The sequence below is a fragment of the Idiomarina sp. T82-3 genome (genome assembly GCF_001577655.1).
GTDB lineage: Bacteria > Pseudomonadota > Gammaproteobacteria > Enterobacterales > Alteromonadaceae > Idiomarina > Idiomarina baltica.
Window position 1 is genome coordinate 49091 of sequence record NZ_LSBQ01000004.1, and the last position, 12693, is coordinate 61783.

At 48.1% G+C, this 12693-nt stretch carries 13 protein-coding genes; all 13 read left to right on the forward strand.

What is annotated here, in order from left to right:
* Positions 1-675, forward strand: coding sequence for a sigma-E factor negative regulatory protein (locus AWU56_RS03730; protein ID WP_286681787.1), 675 nt, complete (start codon positions 1-3; stop codon positions 673-675).
* Positions 676-688: 13 nt separating this feature from the next.
* A complete protein-coding gene (locus tag AWU56_RS03735; protein ID WP_286681788.1) occupies positions 689-1654 on the forward strand; it encodes a MucB/RseB C-terminal domain-containing protein in 966 nt (321 codons plus the stop codon).
* 3 nt (positions 1655-1657) lie between these two features.
* Positions 1658-2098 carry a SoxR reducing system RseC family protein gene (locus AWU56_RS03740; RefSeq protein ID WP_006956077.1) on the forward strand — a complete coding sequence of 147 codons (441 nt, stop codon included), beginning with the start codon at positions 1658-1660 and terminating at the stop codon, positions 2096-2098.
* A 106-nt stretch (positions 2099-2204) separates the two neighbouring features.
* Positions 2205-4016 (forward strand): translation elongation factor 4, encoded by a 1812-nt coding sequence (gene lepA, locus AWU56_RS03745; protein WP_286681789.1) that lies wholly within the window; start codon positions 2205-2207, stop codon positions 4014-4016.
* Positions 4017-4049: 33 nt separating this feature from the next.
* Entirely contained in the window at positions 4050-4907 is an 858-nt protein-coding gene (lepB, locus tag AWU56_RS03750; RefSeq protein WP_006956075.1) for a signal peptidase I, read from the forward strand.
* Positions 4904-5590, forward strand: coding sequence for a ribonuclease III (gene rnc / locus AWU56_RS03755; RefSeq protein WP_006956074.1), 687 nt, complete (start codon positions 4904-4906; stop codon positions 5588-5590). The genes lepB and rnc overlap by 4 nt, the downstream gene beginning before the upstream one ends.
* Positions 5590-6537, forward strand: coding sequence for a GTPase Era (era, locus tag AWU56_RS03760; protein ID WP_416361496.1), 948 nt, complete (start codon positions 5590-5592; stop codon positions 6535-6537). The genes rnc and era overlap by 1 nt, the downstream gene beginning before the upstream one ends.
* Positions 6538-6543: 6 nt before the next feature.
* Positions 6544-7230 (forward strand): DNA repair protein RecO, encoded by a 687-nt coding sequence (gene recO, locus AWU56_RS03765; protein ID WP_286681790.1) that lies wholly within the window; start codon positions 6544-6546, stop codon positions 7228-7230.
* An 8-nt stretch (positions 7231-7238) separates the two neighbouring features.
* The gene (gene pdxJ / locus AWU56_RS03770; protein WP_286681791.1) at positions 7239-7967 is read left to right on the forward strand and encodes a pyridoxine 5'-phosphate synthase; all 729 of its coding nucleotides are present in this window, start codon (positions 7239-7241) and stop codon (positions 7965-7967) included.
* Entirely contained in the window at positions 7967-8350 is a 384-nt protein-coding gene (acpS, locus tag AWU56_RS03775; RefSeq protein ID WP_006956070.1) for a holo-ACP synthase, read from the forward strand. Before pdxJ ends, acpS begins: the two co-directional genes overlap by 1 nt.
* A gap of 3 nt (positions 8351-8353) precedes the next feature.
* Positions 8354-9694, forward strand: a complete 1341-nt coding sequence (gene rlmD / locus AWU56_RS03780) for a 23S rRNA (uracil(1939)-C(5))-methyltransferase RlmD (RefSeq protein ID WP_286681792.1) — start codon at positions 8354-8356, stop codon at positions 9692-9694.
* A 4-nt stretch (positions 9695-9698) separates the two neighbouring features.
* Positions 9699-11870, forward strand: a complete 2172-nt coding sequence (relA, locus tag AWU56_RS03785) for a GTP diphosphokinase (protein ID WP_286681793.1) — start codon at positions 9699-9701, stop codon at positions 11868-11870.
* Positions 11871-11875: 5 nt separating this feature from the next.
* Positions 11876-12655: a nucleoside triphosphate pyrophosphohydrolase gene (gene mazG, locus AWU56_RS03790; protein ID WP_286681794.1), complete on the forward strand. Its 780-nt coding sequence runs from the start codon at positions 11876-11878 to the stop codon at positions 12653-12655.
* The last annotated feature ends 38 nt before the right edge of the window (positions 12656-12693 follow it).

Sequence of the window (12693 nt, forward strand, 5' to 3'; positions counted from 1 at the left end):
ATGTCTAAAGCCCATTTGTCCAACGACAATTCGGAGTCAGCAATGGACCGCCATGAGTCATGGTCGTCATTGTTTGATAGCGAGCTTGATGTGCTTGATCAAGCTGACTTTGATGCGCAGTTGGAAGATGCAGAGCAAAGCGATAGATGGTATCGGTACGGTGTAATTAGGAGCGCCATGAAAGGCGAGCTTAATCACAACGGTCCGTTGGATATCAGTGCTGCCGTAGCAGCAGAAGTCGATGCAATGCCATCTGCTAATAATGCGGTAGACTCCGACAACGTGGTGCAAGCGCACACTTCGTCGCGTTCGGCGGCAGCGCGCAAAGCTGCATTGCGCTGGTTTAATCCGTTAGCGAAAGTTGCGGTAGCCGCGGGTGTGGCAGCGGTCGCGCTAGTAACGGTACAAACGTATCAAGCGCCGATGGATGCGTCGGGTGGTCAACAACCATCGATTCTGACTAATCCGATGGGAGCACGAGAGCCGGTCAGCTTCAGTCCAAATGCTGCACCGTCTGCTTCAGCGCAAAAGGCGATCGAACAGTCTATGCGTCGGCAAGCGCAATCTTATATGATTGATCATCAACAACAGTTGATGATGTTGAGTAGTGAAGCGGCTAACAATGAAGAGACTACTGAGACAAACAATCAACAGGACCCGCAATCTCCGCAGTAATTGAGGAATGGATATGAAACCGGGTGTTTGGCTTGTATCGTTGACGCTGGTGTTGCTTTCAGCTTCGCCAGCGTTTGCACAACAAGAGGCAGAACAAGTCGCACAAAGCGATGGCGAGCGTTGGTACGACTTTATGTCGACAGCGCTTAATGAACAAAACTTTGAAGCCTCTTTGGTTTACGTGCTAGGCGAGCGTATCGAACCTTATCATTGGCTACACGCCGTTGAGCCGAATGGTGAACAGTTGGAGCTGATCGTACAAATGAACGGCCCTGGCTTTAGGGCGCTGCGTATTGGCGATAAGGTTTCTCATTTTCATCCAGCAGCGAGAGATTACTCATTACGCGCTAATTCAATTAATCACCTGATCCCACCTGCCTTTAGCGAAAAGTTTGAAAAAATTCAGAGTTATTATCGCGTAGTTGCTGTGGGGGGCGCACGTGTACTCGACAGAAAAGCGCAACACATTCGACTGATCAGCAAACATGATAATCGCTTTGGCTTCTCGGTCTGGGTGGATCGCGACTCAGGCATGCCGCTTAAAGTGATGATGATCAACGAAGACGGTATTCCCGTCGAGCAGGTACAGATGACAAGCTTAGCTTTACGACAGGATCCTAGCCCTCTGCTTGAGGAGTTGAAGCGGTTGTCGATGCCTCCTTTGATTCAAGTAACGAAAAATAGCCAACAAATGCAGCGCAGTCTTCGACCATTATGGCACCCAGAGGGATTTAAGCTTGTCGAGCAGAAACATCATCAACTCGCTGTTGATAATACCCCTGTCGATCATTATCTGTTCACCGATGGGCTGACAGAGTATTCGGTTTATATTGCGCCTCGCGATGCCGAGCAAACAGGTGCTATGAGCGTTGTCGGAAGCCAAAACCTCTATACTGAGCCACGCAATGATGTGATAATTACGGTCGTGGGGCAAATACCCATTCAAACAGCAAAACGCATTGTTGCAGAGGTGCAATAAGTAATGAAAGAACTGGCGCAAGTGGTTGCGGTTGATGGTGAAAAAGTAACAGTCTCGACGCAGCTAAAGAGTGCGTGTTCGGGGTGCGAACAGAATACAACGTGTGGTGCAGGTATTTTGAGTAAAGTGTTCTCCGATCGACACTCAACATTTGTTGTAAAAACTCAGTCTCCAGTGACGGTAGGTGAATACGTCGAGTTGTCGATTCCTGAACAACAAGTGACTCGTTTCGCGTTGTTACTTTACGGATTGCCCGTTCTCACCTTATTGTTGCTTGCCAGCGTGTTAACATCCTTCACCTCGATCTCTGAGGGCTACACGATTCTGCTCTCATTTGCAGGTTTTGCTTTGAGCTTTTTAGCTTTACGTTTGTGGTTCCGCCTTCGTGATGTGCGCGTAAATCAGTTGCTCGTCGTGAGCACACCCGCGCAGCCTAGCCTGTGAAAACCGATAAATATCTTTAGTCTTGCCGCTAACATCGGTATGATCAGGCGAGTTTTGAATTCGCTTCGAGCCACAGTAGCTCGCTGATTTTTGTAGAGGTGTATCAATGCCGGACAAGGCGTTTAAGCAAAGTAATATCAGAAACTTTTCTATTATTGCGCATATTGACCATGGTAAGTCGACATTATCCGATCGACTCATACAACACTGTGGTGGTCTAACTGATCGCGAAATGGCGGAACAAGTACTTGACTCGATGGACTTGGAACGTGAGCGTGGTATTACGATTAAAGCGCAAAGTGTTACTTTGCATTACACGGCAAAAGATGGTGAGACCTATCAATTAAACTTCATTGATACGCCAGGGCACGTCGACTTTTCTTATGAAGTGTCACGTTCGTTGGCCGGGTGTGAGGGTGCGTTGTTGGTGGTTGACGCGGCGCAAGGTGTAGAGGCGCAAACATTGGCGAACTGCTATACCGCTATTGATATGGACCTCGAAGTGGTTCCTGTACTCAACAAAATCGACTTGCCACAGGCCGATGCAATGGGTGTAGCGCAAGAGATTGAGGATATCGTGGGCATCGAAGCCGTCGATGCGGTGCAATGTTCGGCCAAAACCGGTATTGGCATTGAAGAAGTGCTAGAGCGCATTGTTAAACAAATTCCTCCTCCCCAAGGCAATGAAGATGAAGCGCTACAGGCTCTGATTATCGACTCGTGGTTTGATAACTATCAAGGCGTTGTCTCATTGGTGCGTGTTAAAAACGGTACTCTGCGTGCTGGCGATAAGATGACCGTCATGTCGACGGGGCAGTCGCATCAGATTGATAAAGTTGGCTTTTTTAATCCTAAGCCGCACGAAACAGGAGTGCTTCATACCGGTGAGGTTGGATTCGTGATTGCGGGTATTAAAGATATTCTGGGCGCGCCTGTTGGAGATACCTTGACCACCACGCGTAACCCAGCTAAATCACCGGTTCCGGGCTTTAAAAAAGTGAAACCACAGGTTTATGCTGGAATGTTCCCAATCAGCTCCGATGATTATGAAGCCTTCCGCGATGCACTGGGTAAGTTATCGTTAAATGACGCGTCGTTATTCTACGAGCCAGAGAACTCCGCCGCGTTAGGATTTGGCTTTCGCTGTGGTTTCTTGGGTATGTTGCATATGGAAATTATCCAAGAACGACTCGAACGTGAATACGATATCGATTTGATTACGACCGCACCGACTGTTGTTTACGAAGTAGAAACCAAGTCGGGTGATATTGTAAAAGTCGACAACCCGGTCAACTTACCGCCCGTTAATGATATCGAGACGATTTTTGAGCCGATTGTCGAAGCCAATATTTTAGTGCCGCAGGAGTTTGTCGGTAACGTCATTACTTTATGCGTTGAAAAGCGTGGTTTGCAAACGGCGATGAATTATCATGGCAAGCAGGTCGCCGTGACCTACGAAATGCCGATGGCAGAAGTGGTGATGGACTTTTTCGATCGCCTCAAGTCGACCAGCCGTGGTTATGCGTCATTGGATTATCACTTCAAGAAGTTCCAAGCAGCGGATATGGTGCGTGTCGATATTCTGATTAACGGTGACCGTGTCGATGCGTTGGCGTTGATAGTACATCGTGATCATGCTGAATCACGGGGCCGTTTGCTAGTGGATAAAATGCGTGAATTGATTCCGCGTCAGCAGTTTGATATCGCCATCCAAGCTACGATCGGGACTCATGTTATTGCACGTTCGACGGTTAAACAGTTGCGTAAGAACGTAACTGCAAAATGCTATGGCGGTGATATTAGCCGTAAGAAAAAATTATTACAGAAACAAAAAGAAGGCAAAAAGCGCATGAAGAACCTCGGCAACGTAGAAGTGCCGCAGGAAGCGTTTTTAGCCGTTTTAAAAGTAGGCAAGTAGCGCTAAAGAGAAAACAAAAAGGGAAACAGGCTGATGGCCAACTATTTTTCGATTATCCTAACCGTGGTGACGTTAATTGCCGGTGCTTTGTGGTTATTTGATGCACTGGTGTTGAAGAAGAAGCGGGCGGCAGGGGAGCCGCAGAATTCGGTAACTGAGTTTGGCCAGTCGGTCTTTCCTATTCTCGCGATCATTTTAGTGGTGCGTACGTTTTTGTATGAACCATTCCAAATACCCTCCGGCTCGATGATGCCCACCTTGTTGAAAGGTGACTTCATTCTGGTAGAGAAATACGCCTATGGCTTGCATGACCCCTTATTTCAAAAGGAAATCGTCGAAACGGGTAAACCCGAACGCGGCGATATTGCGGTGTTCAAATATCCTCTTGAACCGAGTATTGATTATATAAAGCGTATTATTGGCCTGCCCGGCGATCGCATTATTTATCGTGATAAAAGCCTCTATATTGAGCCGAAGTGCAAAGGCGACGAAAACTGCAACGCCATTCGTGTAGAAAATGTTATGGTTGATGATGCGCCCGTGTATTATTCTGGAGGGAGCGCGTTAACAACGTATGAGGCACATATGGGATCGGTGACGCACCAGATCTTGTTGGATTCACGCGTGAGTCCGCGGGTGCCTTATTACTTTAAGCAAGCAGGTACACAGCCTACTGAGTTCGTGGTGCCAGAGGGGCATTACTTTGCTATGGGCGACAATCGAGATAACTCTGAGGACAGTCGCTATTGGGGCTTTGTGCCCGAAGAGAACTTAGTAGGTAAAGCGGTATTTATGTGGATGAGTTTTGAAATGGATCGCAGCAGCGAGAGTATTTTGCCGCAATGGGTGCCCACAGGAATAAGGTTTGAGCGTTTAGGGAGTATTGAGTGAGTTTACCAAAACCACCGTTAACTCAGTTAGAACAAATAATTGGCTACCGATTTGAGCGTCAAAGTCTATTAAAGCAGGCGCTAACACACCGTAGCGCCCATGCAAATCATAACGAGCGGCTTGAATTTTTAGGCGACTCGATCCTTGGCGTGGTTATCGCCGAGGCGTTATTTAGTCGGTTTCCGAAAGTCGCAGAAGGCGACTTGAGTCGTATGCGTGCCGCTATTGTTTGTGGGCGGTCGCTCGCGCGATTGGGTAAGAAAAAGGGCTTAGGCGACTATTTGTCGCTTGGTCAAGGCGAGTTAAAAAGTGGTGGCTATCGGCGTGAGTCGATTTTAGCTGATGCGATGGAAGCCATTATTGGCGCGATTTTTCTTGATAGCGATATGGATACGGTCAAGCAAGTGGTGTTGGGATGGTTTGAGGAACAATTAGAAACTATCAAGCCAGGTGCCAGCCAAAAAGATCCGAAAACGCGCTTACAGGAATGGTTGCAGGCACGTCAACGTCCTTTGCCTGAGTATGATGTGGTGGCAACGCAGGGTCAGGCGCATAATCAGCAGTTTACCGTGACCTGCACCATTGAAGGACTCCCAGAACCTCTGTTAGGCACGGGAACCAGCCGTAGAAAAGCTGAGCAAGCCGCGGCGACGTCCGCATTAGAACAGTTACAGGTATCTTGATGAATTTAGATGATATGCTCAACAATGCCTTAGGTGGCGCTGGGCAAATTGATGAAAATAAACAGTGCGGCTTTGTCGCCATTGTTGGTCGACCCAATGTCGGTAAATCGACCATGCTGAACCGTATACTGGGTCAAAAGGTCAGTATTACCTCGAACAAACCACAGACAACGCGTCACCGTATTTTAGGTGTTGATACCGAGGGTGATTATCAAACGGTTTATGTTGATACGCCAGGGATGCACCTCGAAGAACCTCGGGCGATTAACCGTGTAATGAATCAAACCGCATCATCGGCGCTCAAAGACGTCGACTTGATTTTGTTTGTCGTTGAGAACACGCGCTGGAATGACGATGATGTCATGGTTTTGGAAAAGCTGAAAAAGACTGAAACACCGATTGTACTGGTCGTTAATAAAGTCGATCAAATTAAAGACAAGAATAAGTTACTACCGCACCTACAATGGTTGAGCCAACAGCTCAGCGTAAAAGAGATTATTCCCGTCTCAGCAAAAACCGGCGATAACCTAGAACCCTTGCGCGATATCGTGAAAGGCTTTTTGCAAAGCGGCTACCATTTTTATCCAGAAGACTATGTGACAGACCGTTCTGTACGCTTTATGACCGCCGAGATTATTCGCGAAAAATTGATGCGGTTTACGGGTGAAGAGTTGCCTTACGAAACGACCGTTGAAATAGAACAGTTCGGGCAGTCGGAACGCGGCACACATCATATCCATGCCCTGATCTTGGTCGAACGCGAGGCGCAAAAGCGTATGGTCATCGGTGAGAAGGGCCAAAAGTTAAAAACAATTGGCACCGAGGCACGTAAAGATCTCGAACGTTTATTGAATAACAAAGTGTTATTGAAGCTCTGGGTGAAAGTGAAGTCAGGTTGGTCAGATGACGAGCGCGCGCTGAAGAGTTTAGGTTATCGAGAGGACTAGCGAACGATGCAACCAGCGTTTGTGTTACATCGCTGGGATTACCAAGAGACCAGCCTCCTTGTAGACTGCTTTAGTCTGGAGGATGGTCGTGTTCGCTTGTTGGCCAAAGGTGCTAAGCGTAAAACCTCAAGTTGGAAAGGTGTGTTACAACCTTTTATTCCCCTTAACGTGCAATGGGGTGGGCGCGGTGAGTTAAAAACGCTGACTCACGCTGAGGCGATGTCCCACAACTACGAACTCCGTAGTGACTTTCTCTATAGTGGTTTTTATATCAACGAACTATTACAGCGCGTGCTACCGCAGCACGTTGCGGTACCGAGTCTATTCGAATGCTACCCCCAACTATTACAGCGGCTCGCTGACAAACAACCTATCGAAACAACATTACGTTGGTTTGAATGGCAGCTGCTGGATGAACTTGGCAGTGTATTTGAGTGGCCGCAACTGGAGCAACGTAATGAACTCCCCGAAACACTCTATTTTCGTAGTTACAGCGGATTTAGCGTGGATTATCACCATAGCGATTGTGTCACTATCAGCCGCGATGAAGCCATTGCATTGGGGCAAAGCGATTGGCTCAATGATCCACTCACCGAGTCGCAACGATACAATTTAAAACGTATTATGCGACATGCGTTAGCGCCATTTATCGGCGATAAACCGTTACGTGCGCGCGCCTTATTCAAACGTTAGGAGAAACGATGAAAAATATCCGTTTAGGTGTCAATATTGATCACGTCGCCACCGTACGTAACGCGCGTGGTGTTAGTTACCCCGATCCGGTGACTGCGGCAGCCATTGCCGAGCAAGCGGGGGCTGACGGAATTACCATACACCTGCGCGAAGATCGTCGTCACATCACCGATCGCGATGTAGCCATGTTACGGCAGACGCTTAATGTTCCTATGAACTTAGAGATGGCGTGCACCGACGAAATGATCGGTATCGCGATTGATACACAGCCGACTTACAGTTGTTTAGTTCCAGAGAAACGCGAAGAGCTCACAACCGAGGGCGGGTTGGATGTCGTGGGCCAACAACAACGTATAGCCGCAGCTGTTAAGCAGCTTGCCGATGCCGGCATTTTAGTCTCGTTATTTATCGACCCTAACCATGCGCAAATTGATGCAGCAAAAGCGTGTGGTGCGCCTATTATTGAACTACATACAGGTGCATACGCGGAGGCGGAAACGCATGCGCAACGTGAACACGAGTTTCAGTTATTAAAAGAAGCCGCAACTTATGCAGATAAACAGGGCTTGCAGGTCAATGTGGGTCATGGACTGCACTATCACAATACACTTGAAATCGCGCAAATTCCGCAGGTAGTTGAGTTAAACATTGGCCACTCAATTATTGCGCGCGCTGTATTGGTGGGTCTAGATCGCGCTGTACGCGACATGAAAGCAATTCTTGAGCGAGCTCGCTAATGGCGATATTTGGCATGGGCACTGATATGATTGCTGTTGCGCGAGTGGAGACATCGCTGGCGCGCGGCAATGGCCTGGTAAAACGCGTATTAACCGAATATGAACAAGATATTTGGTCGCAACACCGTGCCCCAGCAGATTACTTAGCCAAACGATTTGCAGCAAAGGAGGCGTGTGCCAAAGCATTTGGTACGGGCATTGCGCAAGGGCTTTCATTTCAACATATGGAAGTCCGCAATGATGCGCTAGGGCGACCCGAGTGGGTGTTTTATCAGCGAGCTCTGCAATGGTGCGAGCAATACGGCATCGCCCATGCACACTTGAGCATTAGTGATGATAGTGGGTTTGCTATCGCGACAGTGATTTTAGAAACGAGTAGTTAAACAATGGCGCAGTTTTTTAAGCCCAAAGGCCGCAAAAAATCCACATCGAATTATGTATTAACAGGTACTGCAGATGCGCTCGACCATCAGGGACGCGGTGTGGTTAGGCTATCAAAGCAGGGCAAAAATCGGGTTTATTTTGTTCCACAAGTGCTACCGGGCGAGACGGCTCAATTTAAGGTGACCGGACAACAAAATACCGAATTGCTTGCACGCCAAAACGCTTCCGAGGAGAGGCGTCAGGCGCCATGTCCCTACTATGAAGACTGTGGTGGATGCGATTTACAGCATATTAATGAGACACACCAGCGGCGTCATAAACAGCAGGTAGTCACTGAATTGTTCGCTAAAATGGCAGGTGTGCGAGACGAGTTACCTTGGCATGAGACGTTAATCGCCGATGATTGGCAATATCGTCGAAAGGCACGCTTGGCGATTTATCAACGCAACACAGCAGAGCCGATGCGGTTAGGTTTTCGGGCGCGCTCAAGCAAACATATTGTTGATATTCCGCAGTGCGCGGTTTTAGATAGCGCTCTTAATCGTGTGCTTGATGATCTTCGGTCAGTACTTTACGAAGCTCAAATAGGCCCTAAGTTGGGTCATATCGAGTTGATCAAAGCGCGCGATGTACACCTGTGTCTGCGTATCACTCAGTCTTTAAGTTCGGAGCAAGAAAAGTGCCTCCGAGCCTTTTCGAGTCACAGTCAGTGTACGCTTTGGCTCGATGATGGTCAGCAAATTACTTCATTGGCGGAGGACGTAGTCTGCTTCGATGAGACCATTGATGGCGATCGACTGGTATTCATGCCTGGGAACTTTATACAGGTGAACGCGAAAGTTAATCAGCAAATGGTCAAGCAGGCACTGAATTGGTTGGCACCACAAGCCGAGGATGAAATCCTCGATCTGTTCGCGGGCATTGGTAATTTTACTTTGCCGCTCGCACGGCGTGTAAAATCGGTGACCGCAGTCGAAGGTGTATCAGCAATGACCACGCAATTGGCTGCTAACGCGGCGGCTGCAGATCTCAGTAATGTTCACGCACAGACTTTTGACCTCAGTACTGATCAAGTGAGTCGTTTACTCAAAAAGGGCTTTCAACGTGTTCTTCTTGATCCGGCACGGGCCGGTGCCGAAAAGGTCTGTCAGAGCATCGCACAACTCGAAGCAGATAAACAACCTGTGCAAATTGTGTACGTTTCTTGCTCGCCGGATACACTGGCTCGCGATAGTCGTTGGTTATTGGATAACGGCTATGAGATTACGCATATCAGTTTAGTTGACATGTTTGTACAAACGCATCACATTGAAACAATGGTGAGCTTCAAAAAGGTAGTATAAAGTCATGGTCCATGTTCGCAGTACACATGTTGATGATCCGCAGTATCAGGATGCGGCACAACACTGGTTAGTCAGTGTCAAAGATGTCAGCACACTGGAAGAAACCGCGAACATGCTCGCCAAGCGCTATTCGGACCACGCTGATGCCTTACTCAAAGGCAAAGAGATGGTGGAGATTTTGGCTCCACTCAATCTTGATACTGAGTCGTTGCTTGCAGCATTGTACGCTCCCCTGGTCGATAAGGTGATGCTTGATATTGACGACTTGCCGATCGAACGTTCATTGCAAGTGTTACTGCGCAACGTCCAGCAAATGCAGAATATTTCTGAGTTACAGTCCTTTCAACATGGCCAACCTGATGGCGCGCAAATCGATAACGTGCGGCGCATGCTGTTGTCTATGGTTGAAGATGTTCGCGCGGTGCTTATTAAGCTCGCCGAGCGTATCTGCTTTCTGCGCGAGGTGAAAAATGCGGATGAGGAGACACGCGTATTAGCGGCTAAGGAGTGCGCAGAAATATACGCGCCATTAGCCAATCGTTTGGGTATTGGACAGCTCAAATGGGAATTGGAAGATATCGCCTTTCGCTACCTGCATCCCAAAACCTACAAAAGCATCGCACAGCAGCTCGATGAGCGGCGTTTAGATCGAGAAAGTTATATCCATGACTTTGTCGAGGACTTGCAACATTCCTTGCAGGAGCAGGGCATCATCGCTGACGTTTACGGTCGTCCCAAACACATTTTTTCGATTTGGCGCAAAATGCAGAAAAAGCATCTTAGCTTTGAGCAGTTATTTGATATTCGCGCTGTACGAATTTTGACGCATTCTTTGAAAGACTGTTACGCCGCTTTAGGTGTTGTGCACTCACGTTGGCGCCATTTATCCTCAGAGTTTGATGATTATGTGGCAACGCCAAAACCGAATGGCTACCAATCGATCCATACGGTGGTGGTCGGTCCCGACAACAAAAATGTCGAAATTCAAATTCGTAGCCATGAAATGCACGATGATGCAGAACTCGGGGTTGCCGCGCACTGGATGTATAAGGAAGGCGCGCAAGCCGGTAAACGGCATGGTTTCGAAGAAAAGATCGCATGGCTGCGTAAGCTACTGGCTTGGCATGAAGATATGGCTGGGAGCGATTCGTTAGTCGAAGAGATACGTTCCCAGGTATTTGAAGATCGGGTCTATGTGTTCACGCCGAAAGGTGAGGTCATTGATCTTCCCGCGGGCTCTACACCCTTGGATTTTGCCTATTATATCCATAGTCAGGTCGGTCATCGCTGTGTCGGCGCGAAAATTGATGGTCGCATCGTACCGTTCACGTACCAACTGCAAAACGGTGACAAAGTTGAAATACTAACTCAGAAAAGTGCGCAACCACGTCGTGATTGGTTAAATCCGCAAATGGGCTATCTGCATTCTTCACGCGCGCGCAGTAAAGTACATACTTACTTTAAAAAGCAGGATCGCGATAAGAATTTACAAGCCGGTAAAGAACTGCTCGAGCAAGAGCTAAGCAAGCACGGTTTGAGTTTAAATGCTGCCACTAAAGCGCTTGAACGCTTTAATGTGAGCCAGTTAGATGATCTGCTAGCCGCTATTGGCGCAGGCGATATTAGACTTCATCAAGTGGTCAACTTTATTAAGCCGGCACCGACGGAAGAGCAGCAGCTCGCACGGATTAAAAAGCGCACCGCACAGTCAAGTAAGCCCGTCGGTGGTACCTCCGAAGTGACTATTGAAGGGATTGGTAACTTAATGATGCAGTTTGCACGCTGTTGCCAACCGATCCCCGGCGAACCGATTCGTGGATTTATAACCCAAGGGCGTGGCGTTTCGGTTCATCGGCAAGACTGCGATCAATTACAGCATCTGCTCTCGCAACATCCTGAACGGGGCATTGAAGTGTCTTGGTCTGCTCGCACGCAGAAAGAGTATCGCGCGTCGGTTCGTATTTCAGCGTTGGATAGAAATGGCTTGTTGCACGATATCACCAGTGTTCTGGCCAACGAAAAAGCAGCGGTATTACAAATGGATAGTGAGTCAGATGCGCAGTCGCAGTCGGCGACCATTTGGCTGAAGTTAGCGGTTAAAAATAACCAGGCGTTGCAAAAGATCATTCAGCATTTACGCCAATTACCCGGCATTGAACAAGTTCAAAGGAGTTAACAATCATGCAAGCAGTGGGTATCGAGGCGCTCAAACAGGTTATGCAGCAGCTACGCGACAAACAACACGGCTGTCCGTGGGACCTCAAACAGACTTTTGAGTCGTTGCTACCCTATACCATCGAAGAAACCTATGAGGTGGTCGACGCGATCAATGGGGGCGATCGCGCAGCGATGAAAGATGAACTCGGTGACTTACTGTTTCAAGTCGTATTTTATGCTCAACTTGGTGAGGAAGAGGGAAGCTTTGATTTTGAGGCTATTGCTCAGCATACCGCCGATAAACTGATACGCCGTCATCCCCATGTGTTCGAGCAAACCGACGGTGCTTTATCCGATGCCGAGATAAAGCAGCAGTGGGAAGCGATAAAGCAACAAGAGCGTAAAAGCCAGCAAGCAGAAACTGTTTTTAAAGATATTCCAAGTCAGTTACCGAGTGTGCTAAAAGCCGCTAAGCTTCAAAAGCGAGCGGCTTCTGTCGGCTTCGACTGGACGGAAGAAGAACCCATTTATGCAAAGGTTTATGAAGAGATCGATGAGGTTCGCACTGCCGAAAACGATGACCACTTGGAAGAAGAAATCGGTGATTTATTATTTGCGGTGATTAACCTTGCTCGCCATAAGCAGGTGAACCCAGAACGTGCGCTTCAGAGAGCGAACAATAAATTTGTGCAGCGTTTTCAAGCGATTGAAGCGATGCTAAGCGCCCGTGAACAAGCGGCGGACGAACTGAGTTTGGACCAACTTGAAGCACTTTGGCAAGAGGTAAAATCGGCGCAAAAGTGATGCTTTTGTTTGTAGAAATGGGCGCGCTTAGGTATACT